Genomic DNA, 17366 nt, shown 5'->3' with positions numbered 1-17366 from the left:
CGAAACATTTGTCAGAAGTCAAAAGCTAGGGGGAAACATTTGTGAATAGTTATATCAAATATGTTTTAAAACGTGTCTTCTTCATGATGATCACGCTGTGGTTGATAGCCACAATCACTTTTTTCTTAATGCAGTTACTACCAGGAACACCATATACCAATCAGGAACGTTTGAGTCCTGAAACGATTGAAATGTTGAATAAACAAGTAGGTTTAGACAAACCGGTACTTGTTCAATATGGAATTTATCTTTCTAATTTACTTCAAGGTGACTTTGGCATCTCTTTCCAATTTAAAAACCAACCTGTGGCTAATTTATTAGCAGGCAGAATTGGCCCCTCTTTACAATTAGGATTACAAGCAATTATCGTTGGAACGTTTGTTGGAACAATCTTAGGAACGATTTCTGCAATGAAGCAAAACACGTGGGTGGATAGTTCATCGACCTTAATTGCAATCTTGGGACGTTCGATCCCTAACTTTGTGTTTGCAGTGTTACTCCAATATGTGTTTGCAATGAAGTTACACATTTTACCAATCGCAAAATGGGATGGTTTCGTCTATACCATTTTACCAACAATTGCCTTAGCGATGTCTCCACTTGCCGATTCCGCCCGCTTTATTCGGACCGAAATGGTTGAAGTTCTTCATAGCGATTATGTTGAATTAGCTAGAGCAAAAGGACTTAGTCGTTGGGAAATTGCCTTCAAACACGGCTTAAGAAACAGTTTGATCCCATTGATGACTTTATTAGGACCACTGGCAGTTGCGTTGATGACTGGTTCATTAGTAGTTGAAAATATTTTTGCCATTCCTGGAATCGGGGAACAATTTGTGAAATCAATTACCACAAATGATTATCCGACAATCATGGCTGTGACAATTCTTTACTCATTTATGTTGATTTTTGTTATTTTAGTCGTTGACTTATTGTACGGGTTAGTTGACCCAAGAATTCGTGTTTCTGAAGGGAGTCGAGGATAGATGGAAATGGTACCGAAGCGCTATGAAACAGTTGCCGAGATTCCGGCAGACGAGTTTCTTCCTTTACAAAAGAATACCGAAGCCGAGCGTGAACAGATTTCTGCTCCTTCGTTGAATTTCTTACAAGATTCTTGGCGTCGATTGAAGAAAAATAAAGCCGCAGTGATCTCGATGGTCTTACTAACGACAATCATTTTGATTTCAATTGTGACGATTTTTGTTTCACCACACAATCCAACTGCGCAAAATGTTGATTATATCAACTTACCACCGCGTATTCCTGGCATCAGTATCGATGGCCTAAATGGGAAAGCAATGGTTGGTGGCGAGTTAGTTGATAAATACGCACAGGCAAATGTCCCAGCAAATGTAAATTTTCTTTTGGGAACAGATGGTTTAGGTCGTGATGTGTTGAGTCGCTTGTTCATGGGGACGAGAATTTCTCTATTGATTGCATTTATTGCAGCCATTTTAGACGTGACGATTGGCGTTGCTTATGGCTTGGTTTCTGGTCTTTTAGGCGGACGTGTAGATAATGCAATGCAACGTTTTTTGGAAATTTTATCTGGGATTCCCAACCTAGTCGTAATGATTTTGATGTTAGTTGTATTTGAACCGGGAATTTTTTCAATCGTAGCGGCGATGGCAATCACAAACTGGATTCCAATGGCACGGATCGTTCGTGCACAAACATTGAAATTGAAAGATCAAGAGTACGTTTTGGCTGGTTTGACTTTGGGTGAATCAAAGTTGAAAATCGCGTTTAAACATATCTTACCGAATATCTCAAGTGTCATCATTATCCAAATGATGTTTAGTATCCCATCTGCTATTTTCTTCGAAGCATTCTTAAGTTTCATCGGGTTAGGTTTAACACCACCGTCTGCTTCATTAGGAACAATGCTAAGTGATGGCTACAAAACATTCTTATATCTGCCTTATCTATTATGGATTCCGGCAGCAACTTTATCGGTTATCATGATTGGCTTTAACTTATTAGCTGATGGATTACGTGATGCCTTCGATCCTAAAATGAAAGAGTGAGAATTATGACGAAAATTTTAGAAGTGAAAGATTTAGAAATTTCTTTTGACACTTATGCTGGTAAAGTTCGAGCAATTCGCGGCGTGAATTTTCACTTGAATAAAGGGGAAACTTTGGCAATCGTTGGTGAATCTGGGAGTGGAAAATCTGTTACAACTCGAAGTATCATGCGACTCCTGTCAAGTAATGCCAACATTGATGCCGGTCAGATCCTGTTTAAAGGGGAAGACATTGTGAACAAATCCGAAAAAGAAATGCAAAAAATTCGCGGGAAAGAAATTGCGATGATCTTCCAAGATCCAATGACATCATTAGATCCAACCATGACGATTGGAAAGCAAGTAGCGGAATCTTTACGCAAACATAATAAAGTATCAAAAAAAGATGGCGAAAAAGCAGTGCTTGACTTACTAAAGTTAGTTGGAATTCCAGAAGCTGAAAAAAGAATCAAAAGTTACCCACATCAGTTTTCAGGTGGACAGCGGCAACGGATCGTGATTGCGATTGCTTTGATTTGTTATCCAGAAATTTTAATCGCTGATGAACCCACAACCGCGTTAGATGTAACAATCCAAGCGCAAATCTTAGAATTACTAAAAGAAATTCAAACAAAAATTGATACATCGATTATTTTTATTACCCATGATCTTGGTGTAGTAGCAAATGTTGCTGACCGAGTAGCTGTTATGTATGGTGGGAAAATCATCGAAGTAGGGACTTCAGAAGAAATTTTTTATAATCCGCAACATCCTTATACTTGGGGCTTACTTGGCTCAATGCCGACGTTGGAAAGCGCAAGTAAGCAACTTTATGCAATTCCTGGTTCGCCTCCAGATTTGTTGAATCCACCAAAAGGGGACGCCTTTTATCCACGTAATGAATATGCTTTGCAAATTGATGCAGAGCAAGAACCACCATTTTTTGAATTATCTGCAACACACAAAGCGGCAACTTGGTTGTTAGCACCACAAGCACCAAAAGTTCTGCCACCAGAAGAAATTCAACGCCGTTGGGCAATTTTTAAAGAAAAACAAGGGAGCCAAGGGGGAATAGTGGATGAAAAACAAGCTACTCGAGGTTAAAGGTCTAAAACAATATTTCAACATTGGCAAAAAAAATGAAGTGCATGCGGTGAACGATATCAGTTTCCATATTTATGAAGGAGAAACGTTTGGGTTAGTTGGTGAATCTGGGAGTGGAAAGTCGACGACTGGTCGGACGGTCATTCGTTTAAATGAACCAACTGGTGGTGAGATTTTATTTGATGGACAAGATATAACAAAAATCAAAGGAAAAAAAGAAATGACGAAATTTCGTCATGAAGTCCAAATGATTTTTCAAGATCCTTACGCATCCTTAAATCCGAGAATGAAAGTTCGTGATATTATTGCTGAAGGCATTGATGTGAACGGCTTAGCAAAATCACCGCAGGAGCGTGCGCAAAAAGTTGATGAATTGCTAAAAACAGTTGGGTTAAATCCCAGTCACGGAACACGTTATCCTCATGAATTCTCAGGTGGACAACGTCAACGGATTGGCATTGCTCGAGCGTTAGCAGTTAATCCACGGTTTGTTATTTGTGACGAGCCTATTTCTGCGTTAGATGTGTCAATTCAGGCTCAGGTAGTGAATTTATTACAAGACTTACAAGAAGAGCAAAATTTAACTTACTTGTTTATTGCCCATGACTTATCGATGGTGAAACACATTAGTGATCGCATTGGTGTCATGCATAATGGCTTATTGTTGGAAATGGGGACAAGTGATGAAATTTATAACTTTGGTGTTCATCCTTATACAGAAAGTTTGTTATCTGCTATTCCGTTACCAGATCCAGATCATGAGAGACAACGTCGTCGAATCAAATATCAGCCAGAGCCAGAGGATAATCAAGTACGTACATTAAAAGAAATTGCCCCAGAACATTTTGTGTACGCAACAGAACAAGAAGTTGCTTATTACGCGAAAAAATTGCAACGAAAAAAAGAAAACTTACTCGTAACAAACTAGGGGGTAAGTGCTGATGCTCAAAGCCTTTAAATTCCGGATGTATCCCACCGATGAACAAAAAAAGTGGTTGATTCAAAATTTTGGTTGTGTTCGTTTCACTTATAATCACTTACTACTTTCACGACAAGAAACCTATAAGCAATTAGGTGTGATTGATTATTCGTTGACACCAGCTACCTTGAAAAAGCGTTATGCGTTTTTAAAGGAGGCAGATAGTTTGGCATTAGCCAATGCTCAGTTGAATTTGGATCGTGCGTTTCGCAATTATTTTAAAGGACGAGCGAGCTTTCCAAAATTGAAAAGTAAGAAGAGTATGTGGCAGTCTTATACCACAAATAACCAAGGACACACCATTTATTTAGAAGGAAATCAATTGAAATTACCAAAACAAAAAAAGTTGTTCAACGTGCATGTCCACCGACCAATCGAAGGCACGATCCGTTCAGCTACGATTTCTTCACGATATAATGAAGAGTTTTACGTTTCTTTTTTATGTGAAGTTCCGCTGAATAAAAGACAGAAAACCAATGAATGGGTGGGAATCGCGTATTGCCCCAAGGGATTAGTCGAAACTTCGCAGAAAATCGAGGTTGTTACACCTAAACTTTTGGTGACAAATCAAAAAATCGCTGTAGCAGAAAGAAAATTGAGTATTCGAGCAAAAGCAGCTCAACAACGAAAAAAAGCTTTAGAACGAGCAAAAAATTATCAAAAACAAAAAAGAAAAGTACTGAATCTGTATCAAAAACAAAAATATCAACGGGAAGATTACTTAGAACAACTTTCTGCTGTTTTGGTGAATAAATTTGATTATTTGTTTATTGAATCATTGCCAGATGAGAATCTTGCTTCTGATTTTTCAGTGCAAGATTGGCACAAACTGTTGACCAAATTGAGGTATAAAGCAGAATGGTATCAAAAAACCTTTCTCTTGATTAATACACAGGATATCCACAGTCATTCTGCGCAAGAAAAGAGTAGACTGTTGGAACGAATTGGAAAACAATTACTTTTTGATGTCTAAACTGGTAGGAGCGCCAGAGTTCGCCTTGTTAATAAAAAGTTTTTAAACTTTTGTTTCTAGGAATTTTCTTTTCGCCTAAAGGAAAAGCTCACTAATTATGAGAAACCAAAAACCAAGGACTGTAACTTAAATCAGTAATGATTTTTGTTACAGTCCTTGGTTTTTATAAATTAATCTTCTATTTTTGGATGATGTTCGGGCTTTAATTGATAGATTTTTGATGGACGACCGATTCCAACAGGGCGTTCACCAATTTCGTCAAAATATTGCAACATTGCTTTTTTAAAATTTGAGTGGTCAATGGATTTAAAATCAATTCCCAAAAATTTAGCAAACACTTTGCGAGCTTCAGTAATTGTAAAATCTTTACCTAATACTTGGAGGACTTGTGGTTCATGTTCCATTTTATTAACGATGCGGTTAAAGGCTTTTAACACGATAAAACTATGGTCAAATGCCAACTTATCTTTTCCAGTTGATTGGCCAGTTGTTAAATCAAGCGCGATTGAGACATCGCCACTGGTCAAGTGGATTTGATTCATTTGTCGTTCTAAAGTGAACCAGCGGACTTCTTTGGCATCATCTCCTGCAATCAAAGGTTCTTCACCAATAAAGGCAAGATAACTGACAGTTACGACCCAGCCACGTGGATCACGGTCGGGCGTGCTAAATGTGTGAAGTTGTTCAATGTTTTCTTTAGAAATAATGACTCCCGTTTCTTCTTGTGTTTCGCGTAAGACACTTTCGCCAGTTGACTCATCTCGTTGGACAAAGCCACCAGGTAATGCCCAAGAGTTTCGATAAGGATGTCCTTTTCTTTGAATCAAAAGAATTTTCAACTGATCTTCTTCTTTGTTGTAACACATCAAAACGATGTCGACAGTCAAAGAAGGCTTGTCGTATTCAGGACGTTCTTGTGCTTGATACCAAGTTAAAAAATCTTCTTCACTGGCTTCTTGTTCATAATATAATTTTTCTTCTTCTTTAGAAGTAAATTCTTTCATTCTGACACCTCCACTGCCGATAAAAGTACAATTTACTTTATTGTAGCAGACTCTCGGAAAAAACCAAGGATTTCCCGAAAAATTTCATGGTTATCAAAGATGGAAGAGGAAGGGGAAAACTAAGTTGACCAAAAAGAACAGTAAATAAAAAGGCAAAAATTTCATTTTTTCTTCGCGAAGAGCAAGAAATCCGCAAATGATAATAAATAGATCTAATGCGATACGGAAAAGATTGGATACAAGAAGGAAACTGCTCAAGTTGCCGTTTAAATTAAAGTAACCATACATCCTTATATAAAAATAACTAAAAATTAAATGAACAATTGTCAGTACTGCGATACTGATCATAAAAATCGTGTGTTTTTTCTGCATAATCATTCCTACCTTTGTTCGTTGGTTTTTCAGTTTCTATTATACATGATTCATTTTTAGAAAAATAGCGAGGAAAAATTTTCCAAAAAACGTAACTGAATAAACGCATAAAGTGTCTTAATGTTTCCCCTTTTTTCCAGATGGGAAGACAAGCATTGCTGTCGAATTCCCTTTTCAAAAATTCGCTAACATTAAGATTATTTTGTGGTATACTAGCAAGGAAACGAATTCGCATCATGCGATAAAGGAGGAGGAGCCCCGTGGCAGAAAAGGAAACTTTTTATATTACTACGCCAATCTATTATCCAAGTGGCAAACTGCACATCGGTAACTCGTACACAACGATTGCTTGTGATGCTGTTGCACGTTACAAACGGTTGATGGGCTTTGATGTGTTTTATCTTACTGGGGTGGATGAGCACGGTCAAAAAATCGAAACAAAAGCAGCTGAACTAGGTGTTGAACCACAAGAGTATGTGGATAAAATGGCTGCAGACGTGAAAAAATTATGGAAAACACTTGATATCAGTTACGATAAATTTATTCGAACAACGGATGATTATCACAAAGCAGCTGTTCAAAAAATATTTGATCGTTTACTAGAACAAGGTGATATTTATTTAGGGGAATACGAAGGATGGTATTCAGTTTCTGATGAAGAATTCTTTACAGAAACCCAACTTGCTGAAGTTTACAAAGATGATGAAGGTAACGTGATTGGTGGGAAAGCACCAAGTGGACACGAAGTGGAATTAGTCAAAGAAGAATCTTATTTCTTCCGCATGAGTAAGTACGCAGATCGTTTGCTTGAGTATTACGAAGCACATCCTGAATTTATCCAACCTGAATCACGTAAAAAAGAAATGATCAACAATTTTATCAAACCTGGCTTAGAAGACTTAGCTGTTTCAAGAACGACATTTAGCTGGGGCATCCCAGTGACACGTGACCCAAAACACGTTGTATACGTTTGGATCGATGCATTGTCAAACTATATTACAGCGTTAGGCTATGGTTCAGATGATGACAGCTTGTTTGAGAAATACTGGCCTGCAGACGTTCACATGGTTGGAAAAGAAATCGTTCGTTTCCACACAATTTATTGGCCAATTATGTTAATGGCACTAGATTTGCCATTGCCTAAAAAAGTTTTTGGACATGGCTGGTTATTGATGAAAGATGGTAAAATGTCTAAATCAAAAGGAAATGTTGTTTATCCTGAAATGCTAGTTGAACGTTATGGCTTAGATGCATTACGTTATTACTTATTACGTGCAGTTCCTTTTGGGTCTGATGGTGTCTTCACACCAGAAGATTTTGTTTCTCGCGTAAACTACGATTTAGCGAATGACTTAGGGAATCTATTGAACCGTACTGTTGCGATGATCAACAAATATTGTGATGGAATTGTTCCTGATTATGCTTCACTAGTGACACCTTTTGATAGCGAGTTGTCAACGACTGCTGCAAACGTAGTTGGACGTTACCATGATGCTATGGAAAAAATGGAATTTAACACGGCTTTAGCTGAAATCTGGGTATTGATTTCTCGCGCGAATAAATACATCGATGAAACAGAGCCTTGGGTATTAGCAAAAGATGAAGAAAAGAAAAATGAATTGGATAGCGTAATGGTTCATTTGGCTGAAACCTTACGAATTGCCGCTATTTTGTTGCAACCAATCATGACTGAAACACCAGTCAAAATCTTTAAACAATTAGGATTAGATGCTGAATCAATGAACTTGGAAGGGTTACACTTTGGTGAGTTTCCTTCTGGAACAAAAGTTGTTACTAAAGGCACACCGATTTTCCCACGTTTAGATATGGATGAAGAAGTTGCTTATATCCAAATGAAAATGTCTGAAGGTACACAAAGTACAGAGGACACAGTGAAGTGGGACCCAGAAGAAACAGAATTTGTTTCTTCAAAAGAAAAACAAATCAAATTTGATGTATTCGATAAAGTTGAATTGAAAGTTGCTGAAGTAATCAACTGTCAAAAAGTGGAAGGTGCAGATAAGTTATTGCAATTCCGTTTAGCTGCAGGGGATAATCAGGACCGTCAAATTTTATCTGGAATCGCAGAATATTATCCTGATCCAAGTGAGTTAATCGGCAAAAAACTTGTGATCGTGGCGAACTTAAAACCGCGTAAGATGCGTGGTCAAATCAGCCAAGGAATGATTCTCTCAGCAGAAGCACCTGATGGCTCATTGCAAGTAGTTGAAGCGCCAAAAGGAATGCCAAATGGTTCAGAAATCGCATAAATAAAAAAGGAATCCAATCCTCATGGTTGGATTCCTTTTTATATACACAGAGAACACCTGATGTCATTTTATTGAAGGATATCTTTTCAATCGCTTTTTCAAGCGAGTTGGCAATAGGGCGCTTACAACAGCGAAAGGAATCGCAAAGATATACCAAGAAATCGTTCGTCCGATACCATATCGTTGATAGAGGTTCATTAACATCAAGTGAAGTAAGCTTAATCCAACAATCAATGAGCCAGCGAGAAACCATTGATTGTCCCATTTGAAATAACGTAAACTCATGACTAAAACCGGATAAAGGTAAAAGTAGATTCCAACGAAAGTGATGCGCCAATTTTTAGTAAAGGTCCCAATATTGAGCAAAAAGAAAATTGCGGATAAAGCAATTCCTAATGGTGGAAAAAGACCGACTAGAAAGGAATAGGCAATGCTCCAGAGAATCAAGCCTGGACCTTTGAATAACGCGACTAAAATCACTAGACCCGTGATAAGAAGGAGTTGTTGACTAAACGAAGCAATAGTCAAAAGACCAAAAAGAATCAACGTAGCCCAGTGCCAACGTGATTGTTGCTGTTCTTTTCGTGTAATCGAAAAATGATCTGTGAGAAAATTTGCCAATTTTGGATGTGAATGCTGAAAGTCCAAAAGCAAGCCCCCCTTTAAATAGAAACTAGCTAAATTGTAATCAAAAATAAAAGAAAAATCATCCGACTTAAGGGGGATTTTTTTGAAAACCCTTTATTGTATTTGTGCGTAGCCAAGGGGAAAAAACTCGGTTATACTAGCAATTATATTAATAAAATAGGAAAGAGGATGAGGAATGGGAAATAAATTAAAACGTGAAATTAATTTGTTTGGTGCATTAGCAACGGTTATGGGAACTGTTATTGGGGCAGGAGTTTTCTTTAAGACTGCTTCAGTAACTGCCAGCACACAATCATCGAGTTTGACACTTTTTGTATGGTTATTGGGCGGCTTTTTGACCATTTGTGCAGGGTTGACTGTTGCAGAATTAGCCACAGCGATTCCAGAAACAGGCGGAGCAGTCAAATACATAGAGGCTGCGTATGGAAAATTACCAAGCTTCTTACTAGGCTGGGCGCAAAGTCTGATTTATTTTCCAGCGAACATTGCAGCTCTTTCAATTATTTTTGCTACACAGTTGACAAATCTCTTTCAGCTATCCACTGATTATCTGATATTGATTGCAGCTGTAACTGCTTTGTCAGTGACGGGATTGAATTTATTGGGGACTAAAGTTGGTGCGACTGTCCAGTCTGCTACTCTTATTATTAAATTGATCCCGATTGCAGTTATTGTGGTTTGGGGATTAATGGTTCCCGGATCCGGTACGGTTCAGCTTTTTCCAATTGAAGCAGGAAAAGATGTTTCTTTTATGGAAGGATTGAGTAGTGCGCTGTTGGCTACTTTGTTCGCGTATGATGGTTGGTTAGGTGTCGGAGCAATCGCTGGTGAGATGAAAAAGCCAGAAAAAGATTTGCCTAAAGCAATTATTTTAGGATTAAGTTTTGTAACAGTGGTTTACTTGTTGATTAATTTTGTTTTCTTGAAGACTTTACCCATCGAAGGAATTGCCGGTAACTTGAACGCAGCATCAGATGCTTCAGCAGTGATTTTTGGTTCATTTGGAGGAAAGTTAGTTACGATTGGTATTCTGATTTCTGTTTATGGCGCGCTGAATGGGTATACGTTGACTGGAATTCGTGTTCCTTACGCGATGGCATTGGAAAATGAATTACCATTTAGTAATCAGTTAACAAAATTATCGAAGAAATTCACAGTTCCTTACGTGCCAGCAATGTTTCAGTTAGTGATTGCTTGTATCATGATGACGATGGGCTCATTTGATTTTTTGACAGATATGCTGATTTTCGTAATGTGGTTGTTTAGTTTATTAATATTTATCGCTGTTTTCGTTTTACGAAAGAAAGCGCCGGAGATGAATCGCCCATACAAAGTACCACTTTATCCGGTGATCCCACTAATTGCGATTATTGGTGCGATTTTTATCTTAGGAATGACGATCTTAACGCAAACAGCACTAGCGATGATTGGAATCGGTGTAACGCTATTAGGGATTCCAGTTTATTTATATAAAAATAAAAAATAAGCATGAGAGGTTGAGCTAAGTCTCAATCTCTTTTTCATTTGTTTAATGGATGATTAAATCTAAAGCGGGGTTCTTTTGACATTCGCTTTTTTCGCATCTTTTTTTGTGATCCAAAGCGTTGAAACGGAATGGTGTTTGGCAGGTAGTTACCTGAAAAAACAAAAAAGTATGAGTTTTAGAAAGAATTTTTATTTGCTAGAATGAAAAAATTGGAAGTGGCGAAGCTCTTATCATCTTTTTTTTCATCTGACTTCTGTCTTAACCGTTTATGTGCTAAAGTAGGAAAGAAAAGGAGCGATTTGAATGATATTTGATTCTCATACTCACTTAAATGCGGAACAATTTAATGAAGATATTCCCGAAACGATTGAGCGTGCTAAAGAGTTGGGCGTAACAAAAATGGCTGTAGTTGGTTTTGATCAACCAACGATTGAAAAATCTTTACAGCTTAGTCAAGACTACGAAACTATTTATAGCATTATTGGTTGGCACCCAACTGAGGCTGGCAGTTATACGAAAGAAGTTGAACAACAATTACAAGAACGATTGACGTTACCTAAAGTTGTGGCATTAGGAGAAATTGGTTTGGATTATTATTGGATGGAAGATCCAAAGGAAGTTCAAGCAAAAATTTTTCGTCGTCAAATTGCGATTGCAAAAGAAATGAATTTACCGATTAGTATCCATACGCGTGATGCAATAGAAGACACGTACCAGATTTTAAAAGAAGAAAAAGTTCATGATATTGGTGGGATCATGCATAGTTTTAGTGGAGATTACGAATGGGCGCAGCGTTTTCTTGATCTTGGTATGCATATTTCCTTTAGTGGTGTTGTGACATTCAAAAAAGCGTTAGATGTCCAAGAAGCTGCAATGAATGTCCCTTTAGATCGTATGTTGGTAGAAACGGATGCACCTTATCTTGCACCAGTCCCTTATCGTGGTAAACGAAATGAACCAGGGTATACTCGTTATACGGTCGAAAAAATTGCGGAACTTCGTCAAGTACCTTTTGAAGAAATTGCAACACAAACATGGCATAATGCACATCGTTTATTTGGGATTTCAGAAAATGAGTAAATTGACTATTGAAGAAATTGTAGTCGTTGAGGGAAAAGACGATACGAGACGATTACAAGAAGTCGTGAATGTAGATACGATTGAAACGATTGGTTCCGCAATCAATGAAGCTATTTTGATGCAGATCGAACACGCACAAGAAACAAGAGGGGTGATTGTTTTTACGGACCCAGATTTTTCAGGCGAAAAAATCCGTAAAACAATTATGGAGGTCGTGCCCCAAGCAAAACACGCCTTTTTACCTCGGAAGCAAGCTCGACCAAAGAAAAAGGGGAGCTTAGGTGTTGAACACGCAAGCAATGAAGCAATTCTCGAGGCATTGAAGAAAGTTGTGACACCTAGCGAGGAAGAGTTTAACGAAATCCCTAGACAGATGCTTTTGGATTATGGTTTAATAGCGGGAGCACAGGCCAAAGAAAAAAGAGAACGACTTGGAGATGAGCTAAGAATTGGCTATACCAATGGCAAACAATTAGCGAAGCGTTTGAAAATGTTTCGCATTACCCCAGAAGAATTAACACAAGCAATGAAAAAAGTGGAGGCAAAACATGACTGAATATCGTGAGATCGCAACACCCTCTCGAACAAAAGAAATCTTGAAAGAACATGGATTTCAATTTAAAAAAAGTTTAGGACAAAATTTTTTAACAGAACCTAACATTCTACGAAAAATTGTCGAAACAGCTGAAATCAACCATGAAACAAATGTAATTGAAGTAGGGCCAGGAATTGGCGCGTTGACTGAACAATTAGCCATAAATGGAAATCAAGTCGTTGCATTTGAAATCGATGATCGTTTGATTCCAGTATTAGCAGATACACTTCGCCGTTATCCAAATGTCAAGGTTGTTCACCAAGACATTTTAAAAACGGACTTGGCTGCTGCTGTTGCTGAATATTTTGCAGAAGAGCTACCATTAAAAGTGGTCGCAAATCTTCCTTATTACATTACAACGCCAATCATGATGCATTTTCTTGAATCAGACGTACGTGTGGATGAAATGGTTGTGATGATGCAAAAAGAAGTTGCTGATCGAATTTCTGCAAAGCCAGGTACGAAAGCTTATGGCTCACTTTCAATTGCTGTGCAATATCATATGGATGCGTCTTTGGCATTTATCGTGCCTAAAACCGTTTTTGTACCACAACCAAACGTTGATTCAGCGATTTTAAAATTGACACGCAGAGACAAACCAGCTGTTGAAGTTACAGATGAAAAAGAATTTTTCCGTTTAACGAAAGCTTCATTCCAATTGCGTCGCAAAACATTATGGAACAATTTGCAACATGCATATGGAAAAGATGAAGCAACGAAAGCATGGTTGACTCAAAGTTTAGCTGACGCAGGAATTGATCCGAAACGTCGTGGTGAAACACTGTCATTAGAAGAATTCGCTGCATTAAGCAATGCAATGATGGCGAATAAACAAGGGTAAGAAGATTTAGATAATTGAAAAATGGTTTATCACAGAAAAGCGGAGCCTAGTGCTTACGTTTTTCTGTGATTTTTTTATTAGTTAGGAAAAAATTTTTAAAAAAATGCGTATCTATAGTAGAAGTAGGATGAAATAAAAAGGAACGCAACTAACAAGTCATTTTCTAAATCAGTTTTTGAGTGACGAAAGAATGATTTAGAAGTATTTAGAAAAGCGATTGTTTTTCTTGAAAAAAAGGATGGCTTATCTGCTCGAGTAGACAAGTCATGTGCTGAAAGGCACAACAAATTTAAAAAGCATTGGTATGTTCCAACTAAGTTCGTGGAAAAATAGAAACTTGACGAAGAACAGTCGAATACTCCTTTAAGTGTCTTGACAGTTAAAGAGAATATCAGTACAATAAACAACATCAATGTGTCAAGACACATAAGGAGAGTAAAAATGAAAAATAATTCTGTTCGTCACTTAACTATTTCTGCATTGCTGATTGGGATGGGGATCATCATTCCTTTAGTTATGCCAAAAATCATGATTCCGCCAGCATCTTTTACCTTAGCGTCGCATGTGCCATTATTCTTAGCAATGTTTTTTTCACCAGGGGTAGCTGTTGCTGTCGCATTAGGAACAACATTTGGGTTCTTTTTATCGACACCAGTCATTATTGCCTTAAGAGCATTATCACACATTATTTTTGCAGTGATTGGTGCTTGGTATTTGCAAAAGAAACCTGGGATCGTCTTGAAGGACGGGAAATTTACGCTAGCAAACTGGAAATTTCAAGGATTTAATTTTTTCATTGGGGTGATCCATTCGATTGCAGAAATGTTGGTTGTGAGTGCTTTTTATTTTATGGGAAATATGCCTGATACGTATTATTCGGAAGGCTATTTCTATACAGTATTTATTTTGATGGGAATTGGTGGATTGATTCACAGTTTAGTTGACTATAATATTGCTTACTTTGTTGCAGGTACGTTAAGCAAATACTTTGATATTCCTGTATTTACTGCGGCAAAAGAACAAGCGAGGAACATGGATAAGCTTGGCCAAAAATAATTGGATTAAAAAATGGCTTAGATCCACTTCCTGTTGAACATTTTTGATACCATTAGTAAAAATAGGTGACTTAATACAGATGCTGTTTTAAGTTACCTATCTTTTTTTTACCTATCTGGCTAGTAAGTAAAAATCGTCGCAAAATCAGTTGGAGTTATTTCCAGAATGTGTTTTTTTTAGAGCTAAATGCGTTTATCTCAAGCACCTTTATCTTTATGTAACCTACCAAGTCCCCAGTTATGTCAAAAAAAGAACTGCACCGTTGATTTCGGTACAGCTCTTAAAAAGGGGGCATCAATTAAAATTAAGGTAAAGTGATCACATTTTCTGTTTCTTTATCGAAAAAATGTCCTTTATTGATATTGAAAGCAAGATCAATCATCTCACCTGGTTTGTGGAAGTCACGTGCATCGACTTTTGAAATAAATTCAGTTGAGCCAGTTTTTGTGTAAAGCATTGTTTCTGCACCTAATAATTCTGAAACCACAACTTCAGAATGAACAACTGCTTCTGGTGAAGCATCTAAAGCAATTTGTTCGCTGTGAATGTCTTCAGGACGAATACCAAAGATGACTTCTTTGCCATTATAGCCTTTTTCCACTAAGATTTTATTTTTTCCTTCTGGAATACGAAGTCTTAGACCATGACCGTCAGTAATCACGCCGTCATTTAGCGTTACACTGAAGAAATTCATTGCAGGTGAGCCAATAAATCCAGCAACAAAAACATTCACTGGTGTGTCATAAACTTCTTTTGGTGAACCAATTTGTTGAATAAATCCGTCCTTCATAATAACGATTCGATCTGCCATTGTCATGGCCTCTGTTTGGTCATGGGTCACGTAGATGGTTGTTGTTTCCAAACGTTGGTGTAATTTAGCAATTTCTGCACGCATCGCTACACGCAATTTAGCATCTAAGTTTGATAAAGGTTCATCCATCAAGAAGACTTTTGCATCACGAACGATTGCACGACCTAAAGCCACACGTTGACGTTGTCCACCAGATAATGCAGCTGGTTTACGAGTTAGATATTCAGTTAGACCTAAAATTTCTGCCGCATTTTCAACTCGATTTTTGATTTCAGCTTTATCGTATTTTCTTAATTTCAAACCAAATGCCATATTATCAAAAACAGTCATATGAGGATAAAGTGCGTAGTTTTGGAAAACCATTGCGATATCACGATCTTTTGGAGCAACATCATTCATGACTTTTTCGCCAATTTTTAATTCACCTTCAGTAATGTCTTCCAAACCAGCAATCATACGTAAAGTAGTTGATTTCCCACATCCAGATGGTCCAACAAAAACAATAAATTCACGATCTTGGATATTTAAATTAAAATCAGTAACTGAATAATTTTCTGCATTATCGTATTTTTTATAAACATGTGTCAACGCCATTTCTACCATAGTAAATTCCACACTTTCTATAAGTTTTATTTGACTAAAGTATAAATGAAAGCGCTAACCTTATACAATGGCAGAATGAACAAGAATTTGTCTGTTTTTTGGTCAGAGTGACAAAGAAAATCAAAAAAATGGTAACAAAAAATTTAAACGTTTTCCTAAGTTTGTTACACTAAAGAAAAGAAGGGAAGTGTGACTGATGAAAATTGCTTTGATTGCACATGATCGAAAGAAACCATTAATGATTAAATTAGCGACAGCTTATCAAATGATTTTAGCAAAACACGAGCTTTATGCTACTGGGACGACCGGTTTACGAATTCAAGAGGCAACTAATTTACCAGTTCATCGTTTTAAATCAGGTCCGTTGGGAGGCGACCAACAAATTGGGGCAATGATTTCCGAAGATGAAATTGATTTAGTCATTTTCTTGCGTGATCCGCTTGCAGCACAGCCACATGAGCCAGATGTAACAGCATTGATTCGTTTATCAGATGTGTACGAAATTCCTTTGGCAACCAATATTGGCACAGCTGAAGTTTTATTGCGGGGGTTAGCAGCGGGGTATTTAGATTTTCGGACGGTCGTTCATGAAATGGAAAAAGAAGCGATTTCAACAGAACATGAATGAATTTTCGGTATTTTATCCAATAATGTGAATAAATACTAATATAATTTATTGAATAGCGAACATAAAAGAAAAAAAGCATAGCAATATTCAGTTTTCCTGTTTGCTAGTCGTTGGTAATTATGTTATATTTTGTGAGGGAATTGTTTCCCAAAATAAAATCAGAGTAGGAAATAAAGCGTTAAGTGCTAGGAGGATGGGATGTTGCCACCTGGACGAAGGACAAGGTAACTTGTTCGCGGTTTTATTTTCGCATTCGCTGCATATTATTGTGTAGCAGCTCTTAAAGGAGATGCTAAAAATGAAAAAAAATCGATTAGACGCACGGATGATTGCGATCATGGGGCTATTGATTGCCTTAATGGTTACTTTATCACGACTAATATCTATCGAAACACTTTTTATCAAAATCAGTGTAACATTTATTCCACAGGTCATCATGGGGATTTTATTTGGTCCTTTTTGGTCTGGTATAGGAGCTGTGTTAGCTGACCTTGTTGGAATGGCATTATTCTCAAAATCAGCTTTCTTTATTGGATTTACTTTGAATGCTTTCATCGAAGGGGCGATTTATGGTTTCTTTTTCTATCGAAAGGAAATCACTTGGAAGAATGCTATCTTAGCAACGCTGAGTGTCACGTTGATTATCAATTTGATTTTGACACCGCTTTGGCTAGCTTTGATGTATCACGTTCCTTTATTCAGTTGGGTCGTTTGGGCACCAAGATTGTTGAAAACAGTCATTTGGATCCCACTTCAATCAATTGCAATTTACTATGTTGGACGGAGTATCCCTTATAAAAAGATTTTACAAAGTCTAACAGTTCGTACGAAATAAAAATAAAAAACAGGCAATCTTCCCATCCCAGAAGATTGCCTGTTTTTTATTGATGTGTAAATTGTGCTTGATAAAG

General features: G+C 37.4%; 17 protein-coding genes and 1 riboswitch. Of the genes, 13 read left to right on the top strand and 4 right to left on the bottom strand.

Going from position 1 to position 17366, the window contains the following annotated elements:
• Positions 1–41: 41 nt before the first annotated feature.
• Genes opp3b through DOK81_RS11150 form a run of 5 tightly spaced genes read left to right on the top strand, consistent with a single transcriptional unit; the run spans position 42 to position 5061 of the window.
• Entirely contained in the window at positions 42–983 is a 942-nt protein-coding gene (opp3b, locus tag DOK81_RS11170) for an oligopeptide ABC transporter permease (protein ID WP_206898228.1), read from the top strand.
• A complete protein-coding gene (locus DOK81_RS11165; protein ID WP_206898229.1) occupies positions 984–2027 on the top strand; it encodes an ABC transporter permease in 1044 nt (347 codons plus the stop codon).
• 5 nt (positions 2028–2032) lie between these two features.
• A complete protein-coding gene (locus tag DOK81_RS11160) occupies positions 2033–3109 on the top strand; it encodes an ABC transporter ATP-binding protein (protein ID WP_206910908.1) in 1077 nt (358 codons plus the stop codon).
• Complete coding sequence (locus tag DOK81_RS11155) at positions 3084–4037, top strand: ATP-binding cassette domain-containing protein (protein ID WP_206910906.1); 954 nt, start codon at positions 3084–3086, stop codon at positions 4035–4037. The genes DOK81_RS11160 and DOK81_RS11155 overlap by 26 nt, the downstream gene beginning before the upstream one ends.
• Positions 4038–4050: 13 nt before the next feature.
• Positions 4051–5061 (top strand): RNA-guided endonuclease TnpB family protein, encoded by a 1011-nt coding sequence (locus tag DOK81_RS11150; protein ID WP_206910904.1) that lies wholly within the window; start codon positions 4051–4053, stop codon positions 5059–5061.
• Positions 5062–5231: 170 nt separating this feature from the next.
• Here the strand turns inward: DOK81_RS11150 and DOK81_RS11145 are convergent, their stop codons facing one another.
• Entirely contained in the window at positions 5232–6065 is an 834-nt protein-coding gene (locus DOK81_RS11145; RefSeq protein ID WP_206910901.1) for an NUDIX hydrolase, read from the bottom strand.
• A gap of 93 nt (positions 6066–6158) precedes the next feature.
• Positions 6159–6437: a hypothetical protein gene (locus DOK81_RS12455; RefSeq protein ID WP_347401447.1), complete on the bottom strand. Its 279-nt coding sequence runs from the start codon at positions 6435–6437 to the stop codon at positions 6159–6161.
• Positions 6438–6697: 260 nt separating this feature from the next.
• Between DOK81_RS12455 and metG the strand changes: the two genes are divergently transcribed.
• Positions 6698–8707: a methionine--tRNA ligase gene (gene metG / locus DOK81_RS11140; RefSeq protein WP_206910899.1), complete on the top strand. Its 2010-nt coding sequence runs from the start codon at positions 6698–6700 to the stop codon at positions 8705–8707.
• Between the two features lie 63 nt (positions 8708–8770).
• Here metG and DOK81_RS11135 read toward each other — a convergent pair whose 3' ends face one another.
• Positions 8771–9355: a hypothetical protein gene (locus DOK81_RS11135; RefSeq protein WP_206910897.1), complete on the bottom strand. Its 585-nt coding sequence runs from the start codon at positions 9353–9355 to the stop codon at positions 8771–8773.
• Positions 9356–9530: 175 nt separating this feature from the next.
• Here DOK81_RS11135 and DOK81_RS11130 point away from each other — a divergent pair, with 175 nt between their 5' ends.
• From DOK81_RS11130 to DOK81_RS11110, 5 genes are all read left to right on the top strand, one after another.
• A complete protein-coding gene (locus DOK81_RS11130; RefSeq protein WP_206910895.1) occupies positions 9531–10841 on the top strand; it encodes an amino acid permease in 1311 nt (436 codons plus the stop codon).
• A 303-nt stretch (positions 10842–11144) separates the two neighbouring features.
• A complete protein-coding gene (locus DOK81_RS11125) occupies positions 11145–11921 on the top strand; it encodes a TatD family hydrolase (RefSeq protein WP_206910893.1) in 777 nt (258 codons plus the stop codon).
• On the top strand, positions 11914–12477 hold the full coding sequence (gene rnmV, locus DOK81_RS11120; RefSeq protein ID WP_206910891.1) for a ribonuclease M5: 564 nt from the start codon (positions 11914–11916) through the stop codon (positions 12475–12477). The genes DOK81_RS11125 and rnmV overlap by 8 nt, the downstream gene beginning before the upstream one ends.
• Entirely contained in the window at positions 12470–13357 is an 888-nt protein-coding gene (gene rsmA / locus DOK81_RS11115) for a 16S rRNA (adenine(1518)-N(6)/adenine(1519)-N(6))-dimethyltransferase RsmA (protein ID WP_206910889.1), read from the top strand. The genes rnmV and rsmA overlap by 8 nt, the downstream gene beginning before the upstream one ends.
• A 441-nt stretch (positions 13358–13798) precedes the next feature.
• On the top strand, positions 13799–14413 hold the full coding sequence (locus tag DOK81_RS11110; RefSeq protein WP_206910887.1) for a hypothetical protein: 615 nt from the start codon (positions 13799–13801) through the stop codon (positions 14411–14413).
• A 304-nt stretch (positions 14414–14717) separates the two neighbouring features.
• Here the strand turns inward: DOK81_RS11110 and ugpC are convergent, their stop codons facing one another.
• Complete coding sequence (gene ugpC, locus DOK81_RS11105; protein WP_206910885.1) at positions 14718–15827, bottom strand: sn-glycerol-3-phosphate ABC transporter ATP-binding protein UgpC; 1110 nt, start codon at positions 15825–15827, stop codon at positions 14718–14720.
• Between the two features lie 196 nt (positions 15828–16023).
• On the opposite strand from ugpC, the gene DOK81_RS11100 reads away from it, so the two are divergent.
• Positions 16024–16455, top strand: coding sequence for a methylglyoxal synthase (locus DOK81_RS11100; RefSeq protein WP_206910883.1), 432 nt, complete (start codon positions 16024–16026; stop codon positions 16453–16455).
• Positions 16456–16612: 157 nt separating this feature from the next.
• Positions 16613–16716: riboswitch (THF riboswitch) on the top strand.
• Positions 16717–16753: 37 nt separating this feature from the next.
• Positions 16754–17290, top strand: coding sequence for a folate family ECF transporter S component (locus tag DOK81_RS11095; protein WP_206910881.1), 537 nt, complete (start codon positions 16754–16756; stop codon positions 17288–17290).
• Positions 17291–17366: the final 76 nt, after the last annotated feature.

It is taken from the genome of Enterococcus sp. DIV0660C (genome assembly GCF_017316125.1).
Classification (GTDB): Bacteria; Bacillota; Bacilli; order Lactobacillales; family Enterococcaceae; genus Enterococcus_B.
The sequence above is the reverse complement of the archived record's forward strand: the minus strand, read 5'-3'. Positions and strand labels throughout refer to the sequence as shown.

Excerpts from the sequence above, each read along its gene's own strand:
- DOK81_RS11100 (WP_206910883.1), top strand. The coding sequence starts at position 16,024 with ATGAAAATTGCTTTGATTGCACATGATCGAAAGAAACCATTAATGATT.
- DOK81_RS11095 (WP_206910881.1), top strand. The coding sequence starts at position 16,754 with ATGAAAAAAAATCGATTAGACGCACGGATGATTGCGATCATGGGGCTA.
- DOK81_RS11150 (WP_206910904.1), top strand. The coding sequence starts at position 4,051 with ATGCTCAAAGCCTTTAAATTCCGGATGTATCCCACCGATGAACAAAAA.
- rnmV (WP_206910891.1), top strand. The coding sequence starts at position 11,914 with ATGAGTAAATTGACTATTGAAGAAATTGTAGTCGTTGAGGGAAAAGAC.
- DOK81_RS11145 (WP_206910901.1), bottom strand. The coding sequence starts at position 6,065 with ATGAAAGAATTTACTTCTAAAGAAGAAGAAAAATTATATTATGAACAA.
- DOK81_RS11165 (WP_206898229.1), top strand. The coding sequence starts at position 984 with ATGGAAATGGTACCGAAGCGCTATGAAACAGTTGCCGAGATTCCGGCA.
- DOK81_RS11125 (WP_206910893.1), top strand. The coding sequence starts at position 11,145 with ATGATATTTGATTCTCATACTCACTTAAATGCGGAACAATTTAATGAA.
- DOK81_RS12455 (WP_347401447.1), bottom strand. The coding sequence starts at position 6,437 with ATGCAGAAAAAACACACGATTTTTATGATCAGTATCGCAGTACTGACA.
- DOK81_RS11130 (WP_206910895.1), top strand. The coding sequence starts at position 9,531 with ATGGGAAATAAATTAAAACGTGAAATTAATTTGTTTGGTGCATTAGCA.
- ugpC (WP_206910885.1), bottom strand. The coding sequence starts at position 15,827 with ATGGTAGAAATGGCGTTGACACATGTTTATAAAAAATACGATAATGCA.
- DOK81_RS11160 (WP_206910908.1), top strand. The coding sequence starts at position 2,033 with ATGACGAAAATTTTAGAAGTGAAAGATTTAGAAATTTCTTTTGACACT.
- DOK81_RS11110 (WP_206910887.1), top strand. The coding sequence starts at position 13,799 with ATGAAAAATAATTCTGTTCGTCACTTAACTATTTCTGCATTGCTGATT.
- rsmA (WP_206910889.1), top strand. The coding sequence starts at position 12,470 with ATGACTGAATATCGTGAGATCGCAACACCCTCTCGAACAAAAGAAATC.
- DOK81_RS11155 (WP_206910906.1), top strand. The coding sequence starts at position 3,084 with ATGAAAAACAAGCTACTCGAGGTTAAAGGTCTAAAACAATATTTCAAC.